This is a genomic window from bacterium (genome assembly GCA_023145965.1).
GTDB lineage: Bacteria > UBP14 > UBA6098 > UBA6098 > UBA6098 > UBA6098.
Window position 1 is genome coordinate 24471 of the sequence record JAGLDC010000005.1, and the last position, 24076, is coordinate 48546.

The window sequence follows — 24076 nt, forward strand, 5'->3', positions numbered from 1 at the left end:
AGAAAGGTCGTGAGGAGTGTATATGAAAGAATTCCCCGAATGTCTTAAATGTAAAACAGGTAAACTTCTACCATTGTCCGATTATGGGCGCGAGGGTGCTCCTATTCTTTATAAAGTCTGGGTTTGTTCAAATCCGGATTGTGGTTTTTCACTAAGAATCGATAACGGCGAGGTAAGTTTCGGCAAATCTCTGTCGCAGTCAAATAAGTAGTTTGAATTAGATGGACAGGCACTCCGGAGCCAGAGCGTGAAAAATAGACTACTTAAAAACATGCCCGCGAAAATTTTCGCTTTCCTAGTGGCTTGCTTTCTTTGGATGCATGTCGCTACAGAACAGAAGTATGAGCACGTATATAGTTTACCACTGACTATAGAGGGGCTACCCGAAGAATATGTTTTGGGAGCCCCTCTTCCCGATTCTGTTGGAGTTATTCTTAAGGGCCAAGGCAAAGACCTCATAAAACTATTTTTCGCCGAACCCTCCATTGTCATCGATGGTAGGGGCTTTAAATACTCCGAGCGCTTTTTCGATCTACTGGAAGCCGATCTTCGGCTTCCAGAGAGCAGCTATGAATTGATAGGTTTTACCCGCTCCGAACCAATTAGACTTGTTATTGATAGATATGCCAACGCAGAGGTTCCGATTAAAAATCAATTATATCTTGAGTCTGCTGATGGTTATGCCATTGCATATGACAAAACTACCTTTGAACCACTTGAGATTATTATTGAAGGTCCGGGAAAAATCATTCGTTCAGTGGAATTTGTTAAAACTGTCGCGGACACTTTCCGAAATCTTAATGCTAGCACTACAGTCGCTGTCGATATTGAAAAAGAGCTGTTTCTGCTAAATTATACACCCAGCCGCGTTTCTGCGAAGATTTTTGTCGAACCTTTAATCACCGTTACCATCGAAGAAATTCCTGTTAAAATAAAGGGGCTTCAGCCCTCTCTGGGGATTTCCCTCGATAATAATAGAATTGCAATCGTTTTTAGCGGAATTAAAACGGATATCGAATTACTCGATCGCGATGATATTCATGTATTCGTTGATTATTCTACCAATAACACCAAGCAGATACAGCCAGTTATAATCTATCCCTCTGAACTTCAGATAGTATCGACCCAACCTGAATATTTTGGTTTCATAAATAAATAGACAGGCAATGTTGCCGGTGCGTGGGCGGTCGGCACACACTTAATGAAAATTCTCTCGGCCACAGCGCCACGATGATAATTCCAAAGTTATGAGTTAAATTTTGCTTATATCCACAAACCTCATCCGGGGTAATTCGGTGCCGCCCGCCCACGCACCGGTGTATTTTAGATGACATCTTATATTTTAGGAAAGTGTTTACAGACACACCTCACATGCAAGCGAAAAAACGCTTGATATTAATACAGCTTATCATTATTTTGATACATATAATCAGCGTAAAAAAATGTTTCAAGATAGAGTTAATTTGGATAGCGCTTCGCCAGACAGCAACGATAATCGACACGAGTCCATAGAAAACGCCGATCGCGATCAGCCGGAGCGATCGCGTAAGTTTGTTATATCTCGGAAACACCTCTCTTATTTATTACTTACAATAACTGCTTTTTTGCTATTGCCTTTTTTTATTCCTTTTAAAGGGGTCGAGTCTGACATTCCCGATGTTGGCGATATAAGTTCAAAAGAGGTTATAGCGCCGTTTAATTTTCCTATAGTCAAACCTGAAACTGAATTTGAGAGGGAAAAGCAAACCGCACGACAAAATGTTCCTTATGTCCTGAATTATGTTGATGGTGTAGTTACAAGTGCGAAATCTGAGTTTAGCAAATCTTGGACAAATACGCTCAAAGCAATAACAGCTAGGGGAACTACCGATTCAGGTAAGATAGACTCGATAAAAGCGCGTTTTCCAGAAATTTCCGAAGAATCAGCACGAACACTTGCTGAACTTAGGAAGCCCGCCGGCGTGAAGACTTCTGTGCTCGAGCTTCTTTCTGAGAGCTATTCTGAAGGTATCTTCAACTGGAAAAGCTTAGGGCGCGGAGATACAGCACAGCTATTCAATATCAGAAGGAATGGCCAAGAGCAGGTTATTCCAGCCGAGAGAATCACGACTATTGAAGTCACTATTAGAAAGATAGGGGAAAAATCCGCGTCGGATTTCTCGAGCTACCCCGACAAGGGACATTTAGTATATGAATTGACAACATTATTTCTAAGGCCGAATCTTCTTCCAGACAAAGAATTAACCGAACAAAAGCGCCAAAAAGCAGTCGATGGAGTCAAGCGAGAAAGAGGCATTGTTCTTCGCGACCAACGCATCGTTGATGAACATGAGAGGGTTTCCGACGAGATACACCAAAAACTAGTATCGTTAGCAATAGCAAAATCGAGCAAATATTCGAATCGTCCGACAGTTTATAATGCGCTTACAGTATTAGCAAGACTACTTCTTGCGTTACTTATTCTATGGATCTTCTCGAAATATATTCAAATTCGTTTTCCCCAAATATGGAACACTTCCAGTAGTTTTTCAATCCTGCTTTTCAGCATATGGTTTCCATGTCTTTTTGCATTTATTTTCCGTGCTGTTGGGTGGCCTGATTTCATCACGCCTATAGCGTTTTCAGCAGCTCTTTTAGCCGTTCTTATTGGTCTCGAACCGGCTATTGCAGTGATATTTACAGCCTCAATCCTAACTTCAATTGCGAGCAAAAATCCGCACAATCTTCTTATTACTTTACTTGTCGAAGGCACAATTTGCTCTATTCTATTTTCGCGGATTCAGGTTAGGAGAGAGAGTATTAAGGCTATTGCCTGGACTTCCGCCTCGGCTTTAATTGCTATTGCAGTTTTGGATTTTGTATCGCTAACCGAATATGGCACACTTGGCATACGCGCGCTTTCCGTTTTATCGGCCTGTGTTTTTGGTCCGCTTTTGGCATTGGGTCTCTTGCCCCTCTTTGAAAAATTCTCAGGTTTGGTTACCGACTTTACCCTCGCCGACTATGCTAACACCAACGCGCAAATACTTCAACAACTTGCTATCGAAGCGCCGGGGACATTTCACCATTGTATAGTGGTAAGCAACATGGCGGAAACAGCCGCAGAATCAATCGGTGCGGATCCGCTTCTTGCCAAAGCCGGCGCCCTTTACCATGATATCGGCAAACTTAGTCATCCATATTATTTTTCAGAGAATCTCACCGAAGACAATCCGCATGAACGACTTAGCCCGAAAATGAGCTTTATTGTGCTTTCTGGCCATGTAACCGAGGGTGTCCGTATAGCCAGAAAAAATGACATTCCGCGCCCGATAATTGACATTATTCAGCAGCACCATGGCGACAGTGTAATGCGCTTTTTCTATGAAAAAGCTCGTGAAGTGGATGATTCTGTTACAGAGAATGATTTCAGTTATCCGGGGCCAAAACCACAATCGAAAGAAGCAGCCATTGTCATGCTTGCAGATACAGTCGAGGCTACTGTTAGGTCGATAAAGGATATTGAAAAGAAATCCTTATTGCGCTTAATAAATAACTCTATAGAAAACAAATTTTCCACCGGTCAACTTGCAGACTGTGATCTTACAACCGGAGATTTAAAACTCATCACGGATTCATTCATTAGAATACTCGAGGGCGTCCTTCACAGAAGGCCCAGGCTTCGGCTCAAAAACGGAGGTCTCGAGGGCCAGCAAACTCGGAAAGAAGACCACTGAGTATTCTCTTTTTACACTCAACAAGGAGGTTTTTCCCACTTGTGGGATGCAGATGATAGCAGCAGTGATAACATTAGTCATTTATGGGGTAATCGTAATCTATATTTATGCGGTTTCGATTGCAGAAAACGCGGCTTTTGCACTTAACGCAGAAAACATTAGGTCACTTGTTTCAAGAAATGAACCGATAGCGAAATGGTTATCGGAGCGTCTTAAAAAACCTCGCGAATTCATACAATATTTCGTTATCGTGAAGACCTTTCTCATATCTTGTTTATTGGTCGTTTCAATAATCTTTAATTCATTTTACTTCCATTGGACAATAATACTTGCGACAGGCTTGCTTACATGGAATATATTAATTCTTTACGCCAACGCCTTTCCCGGTAAAGCAATACGTAGAAACCGCGTGGAAAAAGCTCTCAGATGGATACCCTTCGTGCGCTTTTTGGGTTGGTTGATATGGCCATTTATTATTTTATGGAGGGCAGCACTCAGGTTTTTAGTTCCCGAGGGTGGTATTGGTGGGCCGCTGACCATAGAACGAGAGCTCGATGAGCTTATGCCTGATGGCAAGGATTTTGCCTCACTCGAAACCGATGAAAAAGAGATGATTCGCCACGTTGTGGAATTCAGGAGCACTACTGTCCGTGAAATAATGGTTCCGCGAATAGACATGGTCTGCATTTCTCACGATGAGACTCCAACAGAAGCAGTTGAAGTAATTACAGTGGCCGGTCACACTCGAGTCCCTGTTTATAAGGAAAGGATAGACAATGTTGTCGGTGTGCTGTATGCTAAAGACCTTCTCAATGCGATAAGTTCAGAGCAGAAGATTAGCGACCTCACTGAGATAGCTCGCGCGCCTTACTTTGTCCCTGAGTCGAAGCTAACCAACGACCTTCTTAGAGAGCTCAGACGCGAATGTGTTCACATGGCTATTATTGTCGATGAATATGGTGGAACTGCTGGTCTTGTAACACTCGAAGACCTTATCGAGGAAATTGTTGGGGAGATTCAGGACGAATATGATTTCGAGGAAATTCCTATTAGAAAACTTTCGGAAAATGTATATAATGTTCTGGCCAAGCTTCCGATAGACGAGGTCAATGAGGAGCTTGGCATAGAGCTTCCCGAAGATGACTCGGAAACCCTTGGCGGTTTCATTTATGGAATTGCGGGTGCTATTCCGAATGCTGGAGACAAGTTTGAGTTCGAGAATATCTTGTTCGTTGTCGAATCTGTTTCTGGACAGAGGCTAAAAAATGTTAAAATTGTAATAAAAAATCCCGAAGAGGAAGGCTAATAATTTACAATGAGGAAATATATTATTCTGGTCAGTATAACGATTTTATCGCTGAGTTCGGCCTTTGCCGAGCTTCGATTGGCCGATATAAATTCAAGCGGTTTTTCCGCGATCTATAATTCTCCCGAATACTCCATTGAAGAAATAGCGCCTTGCCATTCGAGTTTTAAACTCGCGGGCGCAGGTATGATCTCTCATCCGGGCAATCCCGAACTTCCGGTGTTCACCGAATATATTCTACTTGCACCTAACTGCCGTCCAACTATTGAATGGGAAATTACTTCTTCTGAGACTCTTTTTGCGGATCCTCCAGCTCCATCACAATATCCAGTTCATGAGAATGGCGAGGCAGGAGGCCCGCCTGTTCCCGAATCGAGGATTTATCAATTATCTTCTGTATGGCCGGAGAGCTTTATTAACCTTGAATCTGTGGGTTCTGCGCGCGGAATTCCGTTTGGAACCTTAACTCTTTTGCCAGTTAGTTACGACTTTTCAATCAACGCCTATATTATTGTTCTAAGGGCGCGTTTGTTTGTCGATTTAGGTGGCTGCCTACAAGCACTGGAGGATAGGCTTGCTAGCAAGCCCTATTTGGCGATGCTTACCGAAATTGCTTTAAACGGGAATGCAATGCCATCGCCACTTTCCGCCGATCCGGGGGAATATCTTATTATTTGCCCCGATACATGCTGGGATGCTGTCGCCGATCTCGTTCAACATAAAGAATCTCGCGGGCACAGAGTCGAGGCAATAAGGTTATCTGAGATTGGTTCACCCATAACCGCCGATGCAATTTACTCTTACATTCAATCCGAATATGAAACGCATAATCCTGCACCTACTTTTGTAATTCTTGTAGGAGACAAGGAAATGAATGATGGGACAGAAGTCCCAGATTTCGGTTACTCATTTTACAATTCTGATCATGGATATTCACTCCTCGACGGCGAGGATTTCTTTAGCGATGTTTTTCTTGGTCGAATGCCGGTAGATAATCTTCTTGAATTTCGCGTTCTTATTGAAAAAATAAAGAGATTCGAGAGTTCTCCTACAGCAAGCGGTTCTGATTGGATGCAACGCGGTATGGTTGTTTCGACATATGACCACGCTGTTACGCCGGTGTGGAACGTTCTTTGGGTTAGACAGCTTCTCTTAGATCACGGTTTTTCGGTTGTTGATAGCTTTTTTGAGAATGGAAGTTATGTTCCACCGGCTTCGGAGATATCTGCCAAAATCAACGCTGGTGTTTCGTATGTCGACTATCGCGGCTGGGCTGGTTCCGATGGTTGGTGGGAGCCTGCTTATTATCGTTCGGATATTGTAGCTTTGACAAACACGGCTTATCCTGTCATTACCAGCATCGTTTGCGGAACCGGTGATTTCGGTTCAACTTGGACCGATCCTTGTTTCGGAGAAGCATGGATAAGGGCCGGAAGTGTGAGTAATCCACGAGGCGCTGTGGCTTTTTTTGGGACAAGTGACCACGATAGCCACACTCGATATAACAACCCCATGAATAGTGGTTTTTATAAGGGCCTTTTTGATCATAATCTCCCTCACCTGGGACAGTGTGTATGGCTCGCTGAGGCCGAATGTTATAGGCTTCACCCTTTCGAACACGATGAAGTCGAGCAATATTTCATGACTTACGGGCCACTCGGTGACCCTGGGCTTATGATGTATCACGGCTGGACACCGGAGCTAGAAATCTCGCACTCGGATATAGTTTTGGGTGCGGATGTGGACATAAGTATTACCTCAGACGGCACGGCTCTACCGGAAGCCTTGGTATGTCTTTATCGGATTGCTTCAAGCGAAAAGACTTTTGCTTACACAGATTTTACCGGTAGGGTGCGTTTAGTTGTTCCCGGTGCTGGCGCAGGAACTATCCGCTTAACGGTCGTTTCACCTTTCCATGTATCGTATAGTGAGGATTTCTCAGTCATTGGCACGCCGAATTTGAGTGTTGCTTCCTTTGAATTCGATGACGCCTCCGGAGATTCGGATGGCTTGATAGATCCGGGCGAATCTGGGATGCTTTCCGTGGAGATCCGCAATAATGGCCCTCTGGCTAGACATATCGAAACATATCTTTGGTGTGATCACGAAGGAATCGAAGTAACATCTAACTTCGATTCCCTCGAGCGTCTTTGGGGTGGCGAAGAACGCACTGTTACTTTTCAGATAATTGCCGATGGCCTCGCTTCGGGCGGTGGTCCTGCTCGTATGAATTTGCTTTGCGACACGCGCGAGGGTGGAGCGATGCTACAATTCAATATGCCTATCGAGACTTCCGCGTTCCTGCTCGATTCGATAATCATCGATGACCTGGGTGATAGTGATGGCATACTCGATCCTGGAGAAACAGCACAAGCACGGCTTGTTATTCGTCATAGCGGCTCGCTCGATCCTTCGCCAATTTTGTTTAAGGTGTTTTCATATTCGGGTTGGGTGGATGTCGCGGGAGATTCTGTAGCATTAAATTCGTTGTCGGGCGGAATTGGCGAAACTGTAGAGTTCACGCTTTCGGCATCACCGAATGCATTCAAGGGCACAGTGATCAATTTAAGTGTTCTCAGGGTAACAGAGAGGGGTTTAGCGCCTTTCGGGGAAATACAGCTTGCTCTGGGCGAAGCTGAAACCTCGGACCCAACTGGTCCCGATGGATGGGGATATTTTGCTTATGATGACACCGATATTTCCTCGGGCCATGCGCCAACATCCTCTTTTGAGGATATTTCATCTACCGGCACTTTCCGCAGTATTGATGATGATGAGATATTCACTCTCGATCTTCCCTTTGATTTTATTTTTTATGGCGAGTTATTCGATACTCTGACAATCTGTTCAAATGGCTGGGCTGCACCGGGTGTGCAACCTTATTTTATGCTTGATTTTTATAACACACCTATTCCCGCTCCAAACGGACCTTGGGGAACTTTAGCTCCTTTCTGGGATGATTTAGAGCCGATTGTTGGCCCCGGAGGAATATATTACGAGTATCTCGCGTCTGAAGGCAAATACATAGTGCAGTGGGAGCAAATGCAACACGCACGCATAGATGGTATGAACAACACTTTCCAGATAATCATCTTTGATCCTGAGGTAAATCCTTCGCGCTCTGGCGATTCACCTATTGAATTCAGGTATAGTGGAAGTATCGAGGATGTCGATTCTAATGAGGAGTATTCGACGGTGGGCATTGAATCACCCAGCCATGTTTTCGGTCTCGAATACCAATTCGGGCTTCGTTCGGATGCTGGCGCGGCTTTTCTCACAGACGGCAGGATTATTCGTTTCACCACTGACTGCGGTGCCGCTCTAATTTTCGGTTATGTTATGCTCGAGTTAGGTCATCCCGAAGGCGCTGAAATAACAACATCGGGGGGTCATCGAACGACACCGAACTCTGACTGCTATTATCGATATACTGAGATCGAGCCGGGTGAGAATATATTCACCTGTTCGGCACCGGGACACTTCGCCCAAGCCGAAACTGTTACAGCAATATCAGATGAATCTATAGAACTTGATTTTATGCTATCGGCGGTTCCTATACCAGAATTTATATCTATCAGTAAAGAGGACGGCTCGGGGAATATCACACTGAACTGGTCTTCGGTTTCACCTTCTCCCACAAGCTATAAGCTTCTGAAATTCCTCTCTCCGGGTAGCACTCCCGAGGCAATTGAATCGCCAGACACTGTGTTTATTGACACAGACGTCGTCGAGGGCAGGAAGTATTGGTATCGTATTGTCTCAATGTATGAAAACGGTGAAAGTTTTGCCAGCGCTCCCGATTCCGGCTGGTTGGTTCTTTTAACCGGTATCGATGAGATTTCGACACCGGATTTTATTGGGCTTTCTATTACGCCCAATCCGTTTAATTCATCTCTTTGTATTCGCTCTGAGGCTCCCGGAAACAAAGAGCTTGTAATCTTTGATTTACTCGGTCGAAGGGTTAAATCAATGAATATGAGCGCCGATACAAGACAAGTTTTCTGGACAGGTGATGATGAGAATTCGATGAATTTGCCTTCAGGAGTGTATTTTATCGAACTCAAGAATGAGAATCACCATTTCAAGACCAAAGCAGTTTTGATTAAGTAGGCGAGGAACTCTCGTATAATTCCTGGAAGCAGAAATTTAGAATAAGAATAAGCAAATCCTCGATCATATCGAGAGTTAGCTTATAAAAAAGAAAACAAGAAATAACAATAAAACAAGGAGTAAAAAATGAACGAACCAATTATTGTCGGAGTATGGAGTAGAGAGATACTCGAGAGCCGGGGCAATCCCACGCTCGAAGTCGAGATCGAACTCGAATCCGGCGCAACCGGTTGGGCCGCAGTGCCCAGTGGTGCATCGACAGGAATACACGAAGCTGTGGAGCTTCGCGATGGAGATAAATCCCGATACAGAGGGTTGGGAGTTCTTAAAGCGGTGGAGAATGTTAACGAGATAATCGGGCCGGCTATTATGGACCTCGATGCTACCGATCAGCTAGGTATCGATAAATTAATGATAGATCTCGATGGCACACCAAACAAAAGTCGGTTAGGTGCTAATGCAATTCTTGGCGTCTCTATGGCGTTAGCGCGCGCGGCCTCTGACCACACTGGCCTTCCGTTGTATCAATACATCGGCACAATAAACAATCGCATATTACCAATTCCGATGCTCAATGTTATTAACGGTGGCGCGCACGCGGATAATAACCTCGACATTCAAGAATTCATGATACTTCCCGCAGGACCTCGCAAGTTCAGTGAGTCCCTGAGGGTTGCTAGTGAAACATTTTATGCGTTAAAGAAAATTCTCCGAGACAAGGGCCTCGTCACTGCAGTTGGAGATGAAGGCGGTATTGCCCCGAGTCTTGCCTCTAATCAGGAAGCACTCGATTATCTTATGAAAGCTATCGAAGCCGCAGGTTACACACCCGGTGACGACATTTGGTTCAGCCTCGATTGTGCAGCAAGTGAGTTTTACAACGCCGACGAGGGTATTTATCAGTTTAAAGCAGGAAATCAACGCTTTGATTCAGATGCTCTTATCGATTTCTATGCCAAGTTGGTCAAGGATTATCCGATTGTCAGTATTGAGGATCCACTGGCCGAAGACGACTGGGAAGGTTGGCATAACATGACTGCAGCTCTCGGCGATAAAATACAGATTGTCGGAGACGACATCTTCGTTACCAATGTCACGCGAATCGAGCGTGGGATCGAGGAAAAATCCGCCAACTCTAGCCTAATAAAACTCAATCAGATAGGTTCGGTTACCGAGACACTCGATGCAATAAATCTTGCGCTAAACTCCGGCTGGGGAGCGGTTATTTCACACCGTAGCGGCGAAACCGAGGATACTTTCATGGCCGATCTTGCAGTTGCCACCGGAGCCGGGCAAATAAAATCGGGAAGCATTTGCAGAGGAGAACGTATTGCAAAATATAATAGGCTACTCAGAATCGAGGAAGAGCTTGAGGGAGTTTGTTCCTTCCCCGAAGCTTCGAGGTTTTTCCCGAGGCTTAAAAAGAAATAATGCCCGAACGCACTCCAAAATCGGATGTAGATAATCAAAACCGTTTTTTACGCCTTAGCGATGAAAATCGAAAAAAAATGTGGAAAGGCGCTCAAACAACCCTTTTCATATTAATCGCGATGATCATGATTCTTTTACTTTTCGGCGGCGATTTCGGGTTAATCTCGATCTATAAATACCAACGATATGAGAAACAAATCGCCAAACAGATTGGAGCCGAAAAAGCGCGGCAAGACTCATTAAAACAGGCGCTTATGGACCTTAACGCTAATGATGAGTTTAAAGAAAGATTGGCACGCGAAAAACTTCGTATGCTGAAAGATGGTGAAATTATTTATCGTTTCGAACCACAAGAGATTGAATAATATCTAGTAACCGCCCTTAATTAGGGCGGTTATTTTTTCTTCTTTAATTTAACAACCAAGAAACACCTACCCAATTTATCGGTTTCGAAAACCGAGGGGGGCATCGTGATTTCGTTGCATGCGAAAAATGCATTTTTCGCATGCAACGAAATCAGTGGACGGTCGAAGCAATATCGCTTAATAATATTATATATTAGACCGGCCGGACACCTGCGTTGCGCAAAAAAGGCGCAACGCCCGACGCCCCCCGGGAAATAGTAAGAAAAAAACCTTTCCGACCGGACATTAAAAATTAAAGGTCGAAATAAAGCTCCATCTCACGAGGATTCGGATATTTAGCCACATCCTCGGCATTTTTAGAAGCAAATTCAATATGTCTATTTAAGATGGAATCCGAAAATACACTATCTTGTGTAAGATATTTGCGGTCGCTTTTAAGTGCTTTTAAAGCCAAATCGAGGGTAGCAGGGATATCTTTAAGACTCTTTTTCTTGGATTCAGACCACGTGTCAATATTGTCGTCGAAAGGACCGTAACCTAGAGCAGTGGGATCGAGTTTTTTCATAATACCATCGAGACCGGCAAGAAGCTGGGCAGCCACTGCTAAATAAGGATTGCATGTTGCATCCGGAGGACGAAACTCAAACCGTTTACAAGCTGGTTTGTCATCGTATTTCGGAATTCTTATAGCAGCACTTCTATTCGCAAGACCATAAAACTTTTTGGCAGGCGCTTCGAAACCCGAAACAAGACGGCGATAGCTATTCGTTGTTGGATTTGTTAGCCCTACTATAGAAGAAGAATGTTCCAGAACACCAGCTATATAAGCCTTTCCAATATCAGAGAAGTGTGAATATAACCCTTTCTCATCCCAAAAAAGGCTGCCGCCGTCTTTTGTCAAGTATTGATGAAAATGCATACCATTGCCGGGTTCGTTATAAAGAGGCCTCGGCATGAAAGTCGCAACCATGCCGCGGTCGAGTGCGGCCATACGAATTAAATATTTGAGCTTCATTACACTGTCAGCTGCTTTAACCGGTGGTGATGGCAACATCTCTATTTCCTGTTGACCAAATCGACCAACTTCATGATGGTGATAGCGTATGGGAATTCCTGCTTTTTCCGCTAAAAGAACGATTTCGCTACGAAGATCGAAATCCTTGTCCGAAGGAGACATCGAGTGATACCCTCCAGATGGCGGATGTATATAGCTATTTTCGCGACTGTCAGCTTCGATATTCTCGAATTGAAAAAAACAAAAGGATTCTGTGGTCTTAAACGAAGCCTTATCAAAAAGATAAAATTCGAGTTCAGGAAGCCATAAAGACTCAGCACCAAGTTTCTTTTTCAATAAAGATTCCGCACGAAAAAGAACACTTCGTGGGTCTTCGGGTATGCCTTCACCTGTATCGGCTTCGACAACTGAACAAATAAAAACCAGTGTGCGAGCTTCAGTGAAAGGGTCTAAAAAGGCCGAGCCTATATCGGGCATAAGATTCATGTCGCCACAGTTTACTCCCCGAAAACCAGGAATACTAGAACTATCGAATGGTATCCCCTCCGAGAAAAAACAAGCGGCGCGCTCAGACGTAAGCGAAACATGGTGCCAACGCCCTAATAAATCCACAAAACGAACATCGATAATAGAAATATTATCTTCCTCTATATAATTCAGGGCTTCTTCAACCGAATAAAACATAAGTCTCCTAACGATTTAAAAGTCATTTTGAAAATTATAAGTATAATCTAAATTTATTACAATATAAAAAAAATAGCATATCATACAATAACTACCAAATAACCGAAAAAACTAATAACCCAGTCAAAGTAATCTAATTTGTCAAATAAAATTCTACCTTACTAACTCAATCGAATTGCGGAAAAATAATGCCACAAAACGCTGGCGCGGGTGGAAGAGAAATGAATGGTGGGGATTTTTGCATAAATAATATAAGCGATAATGCACAACCCTCAGAATAGCAAAAGTCGTGACAGCGAAAGACGGGGGGAATAAAACAAATAAAGCTATAATCGATAAAAATCAAAATGCTAATCAATCAGCTTAGATATTTTCCTTTACCTAACTAACCCTCAAGATGCCTATCTCAGAAATCGAGAAAATAATAACAAAAAAAGCCCGGAATAAACCGGGCTTTTCCAGATAGATTTCTTTTTAGATTATTTAAGGTCAGCCTCGCTAATAATGCGACCTTTCTCCCATAATAAATTATAAGTCATATCGAAATATTCGATCAAGTCTTTATTCCGAACGAGAATTACAATAAAATCCTCTGGAGCAAGATTGAGGTTCAAAACGATAATACTGGCGAAACGATCATAAATCGTCATTTTCATGGGAACCTGTGGCACAACCCTCAGCTTAGCAATACCTTTAGAAATCTGCTTCCGAAGATAAGCCTTAAAACCTTCATCATTAAGCATCTCCTCGGCCGCAAGCATATTGGTAGGGAAAGTCTTTTTTTCGGTTAATTTATCAAGTGCACCAGGCTTTTCCATCATAAGATCGACAATAGAAGGTAAACACGTCATTACCTTAAATGTGTTTCTAGTTTGTGAATAATATCTTGTCATCCACTCAGTTACATGGCGATATCCCTTCAAAATCATAAACTCAACATCTGCCTCTGAAGGAAAATCTATATTTTTATAAAGCGATTGCGCCCTGGCTTTGATAATCGACATTCCCTCTTCGACATGCTTCTTATCCTCCTCTAAAACTTGAAGCCTTTTTACACTGAGATTCAGAAAAGATTCTTCCGGAGGAAGAACCCTAAACCTCGAGGGTTTTCCCGAAACCTCAGCTACCAAACCTTTATTAAGCAATATCTTCATAAGAGTATAGGCATGTGGTCTGCTTATATCGATTTTCTTTAGCGCTTCGGAAATCGTTGCTTCGCCCATATCTAGAAGTCTTAGATATAGGTCAACCTCTCCATCGCTAAAACCAAGTGTTTTCATTGTTGCTCTCATAATAACCTCTTCTTGTATTATATATTTACATATTACAATGTTTTATGTCTTATTCTACATATAAGCAATTTAAACAAATATAATTTAAAATCAAGTTTTCATTACTTTTTGTAGAGTCCTGTGGAGCTTCTCGAAATTGAAGGGTTTGCTGATATATTCGTCCATCCCAGCGGCAAGAAACCGTTCTTTATCTCCGGGCAAAGCGTGCGCAGTAAGTGCTACAATCGGTATATGCCCACCGCTCGAATTCTCATTCTCGCGAATCCTTCTTGTGATTTCTACACCATTGAGATCGGGGATACCAATATCCATAAGTATAGCATCGTAATCGCCATATTCCCAGAGGACAAGAGCGTTTTTTCCGCTATTTGCGAACTCGACTGCCCAACCAGCTTCGCATAACATCGATTTCACAACTCGTTGGTTAACATAGTGATCCTCAACAAGTAAGATGCGCTTAAAAGACTCATCATCAACCCCGCAACTCTCGCGGCGACCATAGCCCTCGACACCAAGTATATCCAGAGATGAGTCGAGTAATTCTGGTGGCGAAACCGGTTTTGAAAGACAAAAAGTTATCCCGCTATTGAGAATCTTCTCTCTCTCTTCGTAGCTTTCACTATCGGTGATAAGAACAGATACCCTAATAAAATCCTCGTGCATTTTCTTAAGAGATTCGGCAACCTCCAGAGGTTTCGAATCACTATCCGTTGTATCCCAAACAACTATATCGACTGGATTACCACTTTTTTTTGAGTTTTTTAGGAATTTAAGAGCCTTTTTTTCGTCGGGTTCGACTATTAATTCGAAGCCCCATATCTCGTAACTCTCAGCTATATTTTTATTCTCTTCACTGTCGCGAGCAACAAGGAGGACTTTTTTTCCTTCTAAACTATATCTATAAGCCATATCGTAATTCCTTTATGATAAATCGAACACGATAGTGAAATGAAAATCGCTGCCAATACCAACTTCGCTTTCTACCTCTATATCTCCTCCCATCAATATAATGATACTTTTAGCTATCGCAATGCCCAAACCCGTGCCTTTTTTATATTTAGTGGAACTATCCGCTTGTTGATAACTTTCGAAAATCATTTTCATTTTTTCTTTTGGAATACCAATACCAGTATCGATTATATCGAACTTGATTGTTTCTTTTTTCTTATCACTGTTTTTTATCTCTCTAATTACAACTCGAACCGAGCCTTCATCAGTAAACTTAATTGCATTGGAAACGAGGTTCAAGAGGACCTGCTCCAACCTAAATGCATCGCCAATAAGCAAATCTGTGACATCGGAAGAAATCTCGATCGAAAAATCAAGAACCTTCTTTTTCGCGAGAACAACCATTTTATTTCTGAGAGATAAAACAGTTTCGCGAAGAGAGAATTCCTCCTCAGCTAGCCTCATCTCGCCTGCCTCGATCTTCGAGAGATCGAGTATATTATTTACTATTTTGAGCAAGTCCTTACCCGATTTGTAAGCCAGGCGAATATTCTCTCGTTGTTCAGCGTTTAACTGCGAACGAAGTGTAATCTCTGTCATCCCGAGCAGCCCATTAAGAGGGGTGCGGATTTCGTGACTCATATTAGCCAAAAACTGAGTCTTGGCCTTATTAGCTTTTTCGGCGATACGTTTTGCCTCAACCATTTCCTTCTCGGCACGGATACGACTGAGAGCAACCGAGGCCTGATTGATGAAGGACTCGATAATGTCTGCATTATCTATATCGGTTTGTTCTGTAGTGATAATATTAGCGCTTCCAAAAAGTTGCCTATCCCATGAGAAACCGATGGTGTAAATATTACCTAAATTAAGCTCCTCTTTTATCTCCTCAGATACGGTTTTGGGTATTTGCCCAAAACTCAGGGCGTTTAGGTCCCCCATAGATTGAAGACAAACTAAACGACTCGAAAGCAGTTGCGCAATAGCATTATCATCGTTAAGCTTGAATCCTATTCCTATCATATCTTTCCCGAGCTTTCGGCGAAGAAGCTCGCGTATATCCTCGATATTTGCATATGCCTCGATCACAAACTCCATGGTCTCTGTATTTTTTGAATTTACGAGGATTTTAGATGAAGGATATAATTTTCTGAGACCCTTAGCAAGGAACTCGAATAGCTTTTTTTGGGAGGATATCCCGAGAAAAGCAATACTCGAGTCTGAAAGGAATTTCATTTCCTCGAGCCTCTTTTTAGCCTGAGCGTTTGCGATCTTTTCTTGGGTTATTTCTCTCCCAAGATAAAGAGCGCTATAATTCCCCCCTTTTTTGTTCCTTAAATAGCGCGAAATCCATACTATGGTTTTTAATTCGCCATTTCGAGCTTTAATAACCGTTTCGATCTCAACTTCTTCATTATTTCTAAAAGCGCTTAAAACCTTTTCTTTTAAGCTTTCCGAGGTCCTTTTATCGTAAAGTTTTTCCCATATTATATCGTTTCCAACAACCTCGTCGCGAGTATAGCCACTAATTTCCTCTGCAGCCTTGTTCCAAAGAAGAACGCGCCCCTCAGAATCTATAACATCCATCCATATTTTTGCATTATCTACAACACTTTCGTGGAATTGAGCAAGATTTTGGATTTCTTCCTTGGACCGGCGGTGTTCGTCAATTTCCTTGATAAGAGATATTTTGGTATCTCGAAGTTCTTTTGTCCTTTTGGCAACAATCTCCTCGAGGCGATTTTTATAATGAAAAATCTCATCCTGAAAATCGACCTTTTCTGTAATGTTTCTTATGAGAACAGCAGCTCCTCCATTATCTTGTAAAGATGTTGATATAACTTCTGCGGGGAAAGTCAAACCATCTTTGCTTTTAGCTTTCGAAAGACCTATCAAAAAACCCTCATTTTTAAGGGATTCTATTGGGTCGGGAAGCGCATCGGTGTTTTTAGTTATAGATGAGATAAGATCAGTTTGTTCAAGGCCTATAAGCTCGTCTTGTGAATAACCGAACATCCTTTCAGCAGCCCGATTAGATAGGATTATTTCACCTAATCCATTCGTTACAATAAGAGTATCTGGGCTAATGCCATCGATTATCTTTGAAAGCTCCTGTTCTCTTTTGTTGGAAGTCCACCATTTTCTATATGCGAATAAGATTGCAAGTAATTGGATTAAAAAAACTATATTGACAAGCGTATGCGTTAAAGGAATAGACACATAGGATAATAGAAATTGATAGATCTCGTTTACTAGATCTATACTTATGCTAAATATTACTAAAGCAATGGCAAGAATCGCCATTAAAGTGATCTTTATGCTATTATGTTTTTGGTTTTTAATGAATTTCATTTCTAACAAACAAATATTGAATTATTGCAAATCGCCTTATTAATAATTCACGAGATATATATTATTGATTATTTTAATTATTATTGACAAATGAGCAACAATTTTATGTAATTTCTAGATATATACGGACTTGAAAGAGAAAATCAATATTTCCGCAACTATCCTCTAAAAAGCCCCTAAATCTTTCAATCCGGGAAAGGATCGGAGGGAAACGAAAAAGCCCGGCGGTGAGACCGGACTTTTTTTTCCATAAACAATGTATAATGAAGAATGGGTTCTATTTAATCAAGCTAACCTGTTTTGTAATCTCGCGACCTGCGCCGTTGAAGCGTATGAAGTATGTTCCGCTTGCAACATCACGACCGAGATCATCAATGCCTGTCCATGTATAACGGTGGATACCTGGGTCGAGGATGCCATCATGAATCGTGTTAATTTTCCGACCGAGTAAATCGAACACCTCGACGCGAACCACACCACCATCGCCCTCCGCAAGGCCAAACTCGATACGAGTGCTGGCATTGAACGGATTCGGCATCGGGGACTCGATATAGAACTGCTTAGGAACAGCCGCAACCTCGCCAACTTCCTTTGCAACCCAGGCAAGAGGAGCATTGGCGATGATCTCTATATTATAGATATTGCCATCACCAATGAAGCTATAATCCTTCTGCTCCAGCATATCGATATATTCATCATGGGCGGGGTCTTTCAGGTGAAGACGCATTCCTTCGGGAATGTCATCGACATCCCAGCTAACATTAACTTTTTGGCCCTTCACAGCGCGTCCATCAATGACAGCTGGCCAGCTCATTACAGATGTGCGCTCGCCTTTGAACATCGAGGAAACCTCTTGGCTCTCATCATCGAGCATGAAAACTCGAAGATGCGGCGCGGGATAGGTATAATCAGGCATTTCATAAGTTGAATAAACCGGATTAGCAGCCATTTCACTGTATTCTCTATATCCAATGAAGTTGGCAAAATCGCGCTGGCCATAAATCTCGCATTCTGCACCGAGCCTAACTTTCCATTGCGAGACAATCTCGTAGATCGGCGCTGGGCGCTCACGCCTACGAGCAATTAGGCTATGCGGACGCATTCTGATATATACAGTATCGTCGATAATGGCTGGTGCATCTCCTGTCTTAACCCAAACTCCCTCAGCCTCGAAAATCGCATCTTCATCTCCAATCGAGGCATTCATTGGAACATAGCCCCCATCACGATATACCTGTGCGGTAGCATCTATCCATCCCGAGGTCGCAGCTTCATCAACCACTTTTTTAACTGTGGTATCCGAAGCAAGATAAACCTGTGCTTCGGCCCATTGGACATCTATTGTATCGCTTAAATCAGGGTCGAAGAATGGATTAGCAATCATGTTATACATAGAGTAAGAAGAGCCATTGAAAACGCCAAGAGGAATATCATAAGGTTCGGTAGTATCAACAAGCGTTCCAAAAACATCGATAGGAAGTGAATCACAGTGATCCTGAATGAACCAGTAACCGCGACCCGGCCAGAAAGGTTCGACGCTACCCTCGATGGGAACACCGGGTCCACGGTAGCGACGGTAAGCGCCAGTTTCAGGATAATATTTGCTGACGCTCCACCAATTTCCATAGACGCCAAATACTGAGTCCTCGATGCTTATAGCATCGCAAAGCACGCAATTCGAGTCGAGATCGTCATATACAACAACTTCTTGGTCTCCTCTGCCATCGCTTCTACCCATTGCGGGCGGCCATCCCGCTGGCACAGAACCACCCTCTCGCTCGACATGCTCACGATAAGCTACAGTGTCTTCAACAGGATAAAGCGGAACACCCATAAGGCTATAGCCACGCCACATCAGCATATTCGCCGCCATCATTGCCACAATTCTTTCGCCATAAACGATGGTTTTTGTTAAAGGCTTATCCAGCGGCTCCCACTCGCGGAGGTTTACAGTAAACCATCCACCGGTGGTTATTTCAGGGAAGGCTAAATGGCAAGCAGCATCGGCCCAGCTTGGGGTGGTCACCCAGTCATTGTCGTCAGTATAGCCAGTGGTTGGTGTTCCGGCAACATTACATTCATTCCAGGTAACACCATCAACCGTGCCGGGTGTTCCTGTAAGCGGGTTATAAACTATGTCGACAACACATTTAAATTGCTGATAGTAATCGCAAGTAACTGTAGCTCCCGCTTGTGCCGCAGAAATCGGTCCGGTGTGGTCTGTATCTATTGTAAGCCAACGAATTACGTCAGAAGCAGGAACATAGCTTTCATTGTAATCGTCAAATGTCCAATCCTGATCATAGTCAGCCCAAGTTGTAACAGAGGTGCCATCGTAAATTGGAGTGGTTTCGGCGGATGACCCCTGATTGGAATAAGAAACCTTCACATAATCGGAGGCATCAAGTGTCTTCATTTGTGTATAAGTAACAGGATCCCAATCGACGTAATCTTCATCATTTTTTGTATTGGCTGCAAAAATAACCTTGTATTGAGTCTTGTAAACGGCTGAAACGCTGTGGCTTTGATAGAATGGGAACCATGTATCGTTCGCCGCTGCGTCGTTAAACGAAGCGCCGGTAGTTGAACTCCAATGGTCGAAGTAAAACAGTGTATCGACCACGACAACCTGAGCCTCGGCGTGTATCTCCAATTTTCCTGTAGGTTCATACCAACCTTGTTGGGGCGTCAGCTCGGCATCGAAGGTCGGTGTGTATCCAAGATCGGCCATGGAATAGTCTATCTGCAGATTGAATGGCCGATGGATGTAGCCCTGCTGGTCGACATAAGTCCCATCTTCGGTGATATCGGCCGCAGTTTGCGCGATAGCGCCCTCGCTCATTATATAGGTCGAGCCGGCATCACTTTTGCCCGGAACGCCCGGCGCAAAAGTATTTCGCTCCATCTTATATTGGCCTAACACCACACCTGTAAGACAAAGCATTAAAATGGCGGAAATTAATAAAACACTATTTTTCTTTACCATAACGCCCTCCTTAAACGGGCCTTGTTCCTCAATTAAAATACAACCCAACCCAACTCTCGTTAAAAACTAATGCACAGACCATACCAAAACGCTAACCATATGAATATCAATACATTAAATTCAAAAGTAAAATTCTCTTTGGGCATTATCCCCGATTATCAACATCCGCTAAGGGGAATATTCCCCAGTTATCATTTTTAACTATATTATTACGCTATCCTCTAATTATATGCCTTCATCCTAAATATTTCAATGGTTTAATGTAGATTTCAAAACAACAAAAAAACTCTGTCAAAGCTCACTTTAAATCTCTGCCATGAAGTGAACAATTTACAAAGGCGCCGGAATACCAGCGCCTTTGTTACAAGCATTATATGAAGGCTATTCGAGAGACGGAACATCGATCTCATTGATTGAATGCTTTTATCACACAATCGACTGCGTTATTTCATTGATTTTAAAGAACTTACGGCGATTTGGGTAATTTAACCCATTTCGTAGGGGAGCACCCCTGTGTGCTCCCGCTCGTCACGCCAACGCCATTCGGTTTTACCGCGCCGGGAGGGCACGGGGACCCGCCCGTCGGAATTTCGGTAGGACGGACATTCTTGTCTGTCCCCGAACAGGCAGGAATGCCTGTTCTACCGACAATCATTGTTTTCAAATCCGTCGCGGGCGGGTTTCAAACCTGCCCCTACGGGGAAATATCGTTGTCTTCTTTTTCAATCTGCATTCTCTTCCTATCGCTCCACCCATCACATTTCTTTTATAACGCGTTGAACTCTTCGACACTAAGTTCGGCTTGTTTCAATAACCTACCGAGAATGCCGACACCAAGTTCCTTGTGCTGAGGAACGGATAATGTGTATCGGTATCCTTGTTTAACAAGCATAATATGAGAACCAACCTGTCGATCTATTGTCCATCCCGCTCGTTCGAGTTTTTTTACCGTAGCAGCGCCAGAGCATAATTTAAGGCGACGGCTCACACCAAAACCTCTACCAGCAACGTCTTACGTTGCTTTGCCTTGTCGTTCATAACCGATAGCCATCCTAAAATAGCCTCTTTTATATTTGTTTCAGCTTCGGCTGCTGTTCGCCCCTGAGAGACGCAGCCGGGTAGCCCCGGCACCTCGGCAACATAATATCCTGTCTCATCCTGCTCGATGACAACCTGTAATTTCATATAATCTCGCCTCCATAATCTGCCTTGTTTATTCGGTCGAGACGCATATATGCGTCCCCTACAGCGCAATCATCGTTTTCAATCTTCCGCACGGGAGGGCACGGGGACCCGCCCGTCGGAATTTCGGTAGGACGGACATTCTTGTCTGTCCCCGAACAGGCAGGAATGCCTGTTCTACCGACAATCATTGTTTTCAAATCCAGGGAATGCTATTGTATTAAAAGCATCTCCACGATCATTTTATCGATCTTATTAATCTCCTCATTATCGAGCGTCCCGAGTTTATCCTTAATCCGCCTATCGTCTATCGCCCTTAATTGAAAGACCAGAGCTACAGAATCGGTTTTCAATCCGTTGGACTCCGAAGGGCTAACCTCGATAGTATGCGGATATCTCAGAGCGCTGAGATTAGATGTAAAGGGAATGATTATTGCGATATTAGCCTCTACTTCCGATATAATGATTGCCGGACGCATTCCGGCTTGCTCGTGTCCACCGGTAACCGGAATTTCAACTAATATGATTTCCCCTTTTCTCATTACAATGCCGCCTCGAAGTTCGCAAGCGTTTCGTCGCTCAACATATCCCACTCGTTGAACTCCTGTTTCAACTCGATTCGTCTATCTATAGTGTCGAGGTAAAACAGAATAGCCCTTTCTACTATCTCCTGTTTATCGAACCCGAGCGTATCCGATGCGGATTTCACCCTTTCGTCGATTCGTTTAGATAATTCGATTTTCGTCTTTTGTTTGGACAATTCTGTTTTCATCTATGTTAACTCTTCCTTTTCAAATCCGTAGGGGCGCGGTCTCCGCGCCCGATTTGTAGGGGCGGTTCGAGAACCGCCCGTTTCCATATCACGATTATCGTAATTTGACGACGGGCAGGTCTAAGACCTGCCCCTACGGGGAAATATCGCGTTCATCGTTTTCAAATCGTCCGTTACCTCCCCGCGAAAAGCGCGGAGAAGGGAATTTTGCTACGGCGTCCGGATATTCAGCCCGGTATTGGTTGCGTCGAATGTGCCAAGATGGCTGACATCGAGATTCGTGATGTGCAGCTCCGTGCTCGCCGCCGGTTTCACCCAATACGTGTTGTTCGTCTTATTGACCTCCAGCTCGTAGAATATCGTGGGACCGCTGATGGTGGAGTTCGTGCTACCGTCGAATCTAACGATATTATTATCGTGCGTGAACGTCCCGCTGTTCGTCCAGTTCTTGGCGACATACATCGTGCGACCATTAGTGTCGAAGGATTTGCCCAAATTAATCGTGAAATTCCCGTTGATATCGAAGTTCTGCGTGCTGCCGGTTTCTATATAGTATGTTCCATTAACATTGACATGGTTGAAATACGAGCCGGCACGCGTAAGGCGGAGATAGCTGCTGCCGGTTAAGTTCATCACGGCGGTTAATCTGCCGTAGTAGATCCCCCCGCCAGCATCGTTTTCTCGATAATATTGGCTTATATTCAATGTGCCACCTGAATGGGATATAACCCCGTCATAGTTCTGGAGATGCTGGACAGAAACCGTTCCGCCGTCGATTTGCGTCAAATTCGATGTAAAACCGTTTTCTTGTTTCCAAACATAATCCAGATCGACCGTCCCGCTTGTCACGTAGAACTTCCCATTGTAGTTGTATGAATAATAGTTGCCCGCTGTTCCGAAGTTCAGTGTCCCGCCGTTCACCGTCGTGTTGCCTAAAGTGCCATAATTATAGTATTCCCTGGCGATGTTTGTTGTCCCGCCGCTAAACTGGGCATATGCGCCGTTGTATTTGTAGAAACGGTATCTGCAGGTGCATGTTCCGTTCGAGACATACAGCCCACCGGTATTATTTAGATCATAAGAGTAGCCACTAAGGGAACTACTGGCATTATCGAGGTATATCCGCCCGGCGTTGTATGTATATACGTTGTTCGAAGCGTAGACGGCATTGCGCACATAGAAACGCCCCTGATTGGCGCGCAACTGGTAGCAGTTCATATTGCCGCAGGTATAAACATAGTTGGTGCTTTTATCGTTATATACATATCGAGCGGTTTTGCCGCCGAAATTTACGTAGAAGCTGTGGGTATAGCCCGTGCCGTTCAGGAAGCGGATAAACCCCCCGTTACAGGTTACATTCGAACTGGTGTGGAAATATAGGCCGCAGTAGGACGTCGATGTGCTATAAGCGCCGCAGATATACAGGTTTGGGCTGCCATCCATGGTGAGTGTAGCGCCGCTTCTGAGACGGAAACCGTGATCACCGTCTCCGCGTCCACGATATTTCACATAAGTATTGCCGCCATTTAAATCCACTGTGGCGCCGCTTTCGACATAAAGCCTGTCGTCTATTCGCAGTGTTCCGCTGTTCACCTCGACCTCGCCACCGGTCCGAAGGTAGATATCGGAATACCCATAGCCCGAATTGCTGCCTATGTAACAGGTGCCGCCGTCAACCTGCAGCTTGCCGCCGCTTCGAATCTCCATCCTGCCAGAGGTATTGAAATTCTGGTGGAATGTCCCGCCGCTATTTATATCGAGTGTGCCATAAAGCCACGTATAGAAGTTCGTGTTCGTGCCGGTAACGGAGCCGCCGCTGTTGATGGTCAGGCTTGCACAATCGTAAGTATACGAACTCGTTCCCACGCCAAGAGAGCTTGTGAGCACAGGATAATACGTGCAACTGCTGGGTATCGT

Annotated in this window: 18 protein-coding genes; 7 read left to right on the forward strand and 11 right to left on the reverse strand. The window is 43.8% G+C overall.

The window, feature by feature from the left end; all coding sequences use genetic code 11:
* Nucleotides 1-22: 22 nt before the first annotated feature.
* From KAH81_00495 to KAH81_00525, 7 genes are all read left to right on the forward strand, one after another.
* On the forward strand, nt 23-211 hold the full coding sequence (locus KAH81_00495) for a hypothetical protein (protein MCK5832129.1): 189 nt from the start codon (nt 23-25) through the stop codon (nt 209-211).
* 36 nt (nt 212-247) lie between these two features.
* Entirely contained in the window at nt 248-1159 is a 912-nt protein-coding gene (locus KAH81_00500) for a YbbR-like domain-containing protein (protein ID MCK5832130.1), read from the forward strand.
* 283 nt (nt 1160-1442) lie between these two features.
* Nucleotides 1443-3716, forward strand: a complete 2274-nt coding sequence (locus KAH81_00505; GenBank protein MCK5832131.1) for an HDIG domain-containing protein — start codon at nt 1443-1445, stop codon at nt 3714-3716.
* A 52-nt stretch (nt 3717-3768) separates the two neighbouring features.
* A complete protein-coding gene (locus KAH81_00510) occupies nt 3769-5022 on the forward strand; it encodes an HlyC/CorC family transporter (GenBank protein ID MCK5832132.1) in 1254 nt (417 codons plus the stop codon).
* Between the two features lie 9 nt (nt 5023-5031).
* Nucleotides 5032-9132, forward strand: a complete 4101-nt coding sequence (locus tag KAH81_00515; GenBank protein ID MCK5832133.1) for a T9SS type A sorting domain-containing protein — start codon at nt 5032-5034, stop codon at nt 9130-9132.
* Between the two features lie 126 nt (nt 9133-9258).
* A complete protein-coding gene (eno, locus tag KAH81_00520) occupies nt 9259-10563 on the forward strand; it encodes a phosphopyruvate hydratase (protein MCK5832134.1) in 1305 nt (434 codons plus the stop codon).
* A complete protein-coding gene (locus tag KAH81_00525; GenBank protein MCK5832135.1) occupies nt 10563-10928 on the forward strand; it encodes a septum formation initiator family protein in 366 nt (121 codons plus the stop codon). The genes eno and KAH81_00525 overlap by 1 nt, the downstream gene beginning before the upstream one ends.
* Nucleotides 10929-11220: 292 nt before the next feature.
* Here the strand turns inward: KAH81_00525 and glnA are convergent, their stop codons facing one another.
* The 11 genes from glnA to KAH81_00580 form a co-directional block, all read right to left on the reverse strand.
* On the reverse strand, nt 11221-12627 hold the full coding sequence (gene glnA / locus KAH81_00530) for a type I glutamate--ammonia ligase (GenBank protein ID MCK5832136.1): 1407 nt from the start codon (nt 12625-12627) through the stop codon (nt 11221-11223).
* A 479-nt stretch (nt 12628-13106) separates the two neighbouring features.
* Nucleotides 13107-13919 carry a helix-turn-helix domain-containing protein gene (locus tag KAH81_00535; protein MCK5832137.1) on the reverse strand — a complete coding sequence of 271 codons (813 nt, stop codon included), beginning with the start codon at nt 13917-13919 and terminating at the stop codon, nt 13107-13109.
* 90 nt (nt 13920-14009) lie between these two features.
* The gene (locus tag KAH81_00540; GenBank protein MCK5832138.1) at nt 14010-14828 is read right to left on the reverse strand and encodes a response regulator; all 819 of its coding nucleotides are present in this window, start codon (nt 14826-14828) and stop codon (nt 14010-14012) included.
* A gap of 12 nt (nt 14829-14840) precedes the next feature.
* Nucleotides 14841-17219, reverse strand: coding sequence for a PAS domain S-box protein (locus KAH81_00545; GenBank protein MCK5832139.1), 2379 nt, complete (start codon nt 17217-17219; stop codon nt 14841-14843).
* Between the two features lie 277 nt (nt 17220-17496).
* Nucleotides 17497-20205 (reverse strand): T9SS type A sorting domain-containing protein, encoded by a 2709-nt coding sequence (locus KAH81_00550; protein ID MCK5832140.1) that lies wholly within the window; start codon nt 20203-20205, stop codon nt 17497-17499.
* A gap of 766 nt (nt 20206-20971) precedes the next feature.
* On the reverse strand, nt 20972-21193 hold the full coding sequence (locus KAH81_00555) for a type II toxin-antitoxin system HicA family toxin (GenBank protein MCK5832141.1): 222 nt from the start codon (nt 21191-21193) through the stop codon (nt 20972-20974).
* Nucleotides 21190-21390, reverse strand: coding sequence for a type II toxin-antitoxin system HicB family antitoxin (locus KAH81_00560; protein ID MCK5832142.1), 201 nt, complete (start codon nt 21388-21390; stop codon nt 21190-21192). The genes KAH81_00555 and KAH81_00560 overlap by 4 nt, the downstream gene beginning before the upstream one ends.
* Nucleotides 21387-21587 (reverse strand): hypothetical protein, encoded by a 201-nt coding sequence (locus tag KAH81_00565; GenBank protein MCK5832143.1) that lies wholly within the window; start codon nt 21585-21587, stop codon nt 21387-21389. Before KAH81_00565 ends, KAH81_00560 begins: the two co-directional genes overlap by 4 nt.
* A 12-nt stretch (nt 21588-21599) precedes the next feature.
* Nucleotides 21600-21929 (reverse strand): type II toxin-antitoxin system PemK/MazF family toxin, encoded by a 330-nt coding sequence (locus tag KAH81_00570; protein ID MCK5832144.1) that lies wholly within the window; start codon nt 21927-21929, stop codon nt 21600-21602.
* The gene (locus tag KAH81_00575; protein MCK5832145.1) at nt 21929-22159 is read right to left on the reverse strand and encodes a hypothetical protein; all 231 of its coding nucleotides are present in this window, start codon (nt 22157-22159) and stop codon (nt 21929-21931) included. The genes KAH81_00570 and KAH81_00575 overlap by 1 nt, the downstream gene beginning before the upstream one ends.
* Nucleotides 22160-22369: 210 nt before the next feature.
* Nucleotides 22370-24076, reverse strand: a 1707-nt coding sequence (locus KAH81_00580) for a hypothetical protein (GenBank protein ID MCK5832146.1), incomplete at its 5' end; no start/stop codon positions are given.

Excerpts from the sequence above, each read along its gene's own strand:
- KAH81_00495 (MCK5832129.1), top strand. The coding sequence starts at position 23 with ATGAAAGAATTCCCCGAATGTCTTAAATGTAAAACAGGTAAACTTCTA.
- KAH81_00505 (MCK5832131.1), top strand. The coding sequence starts at position 1,443 with ATGTTTCAAGATAGAGTTAATTTGGATAGCGCTTCGCCAGACAGCAAC.
- KAH81_00510 (MCK5832132.1), top strand. The coding sequence starts at position 3,769 with ATGATAGCAGCAGTGATAACATTAGTCATTTATGGGGTAATCGTAATC.
- KAH81_00515 (MCK5832133.1), top strand. The coding sequence starts at position 5,032 with ATGAGGAAATATATTATTCTGGTCAGTATAACGATTTTATCGCTGAGT.
- eno (MCK5832134.1), top strand. The coding sequence starts at position 9,259 with ATGAACGAACCAATTATTGTCGGAGTATGGAGTAGAGAGATACTCGAG.
- KAH81_00525 (MCK5832135.1), top strand. The coding sequence starts at position 10,563 with ATGCCCGAACGCACTCCAAAATCGGATGTAGATAATCAAAACCGTTTT.
- glnA (MCK5832136.1), bottom strand. The coding sequence starts at position 12,627 with ATGTTTTATTCGGTTGAAGAAGCCCTGAATTATATAGAGGAAGATAAT.
- KAH81_00535 (MCK5832137.1), bottom strand. The coding sequence starts at position 13,919 with ATGAGAGCAACAATGAAAACACTTGGTTTTAGCGATGGAGAGGTTGAC.
- KAH81_00540 (MCK5832138.1), bottom strand. The coding sequence starts at position 14,828 with ATGGCTTATAGATATAGTTTAGAAGGAAAAAAAGTCCTCCTTGTTGCT.
- KAH81_00545 (MCK5832139.1), bottom strand. The coding sequence starts at position 17,219 with ATGAAATTCATTAAAAACCAAAAACATAATAGCATAAAGATCACTTTA.
- KAH81_00550 (MCK5832140.1), bottom strand. The coding sequence starts at position 20,205 with ATGGTAAAGAAAAATAGTGTTTTATTAATTTCCGCCATTTTAATGCTT.
- KAH81_00560 (MCK5832142.1), bottom strand. The coding sequence starts at position 21,390 with ATGAAATTACAGGTTGTCATCGAGCAGGATGAGACAGGATATTATGTT.
- KAH81_00570 (MCK5832144.1), bottom strand. The coding sequence starts at position 21,929 with ATGAGAAAAGGGGAAATCATATTAGTTGAAATTCCGGTTACCGGTGGA.
- KAH81_00575 (MCK5832145.1), bottom strand. The coding sequence starts at position 22,159 with ATGAAAACAGAATTGTCCAAACAAAAGACGAAAATCGAATTATCTAAA.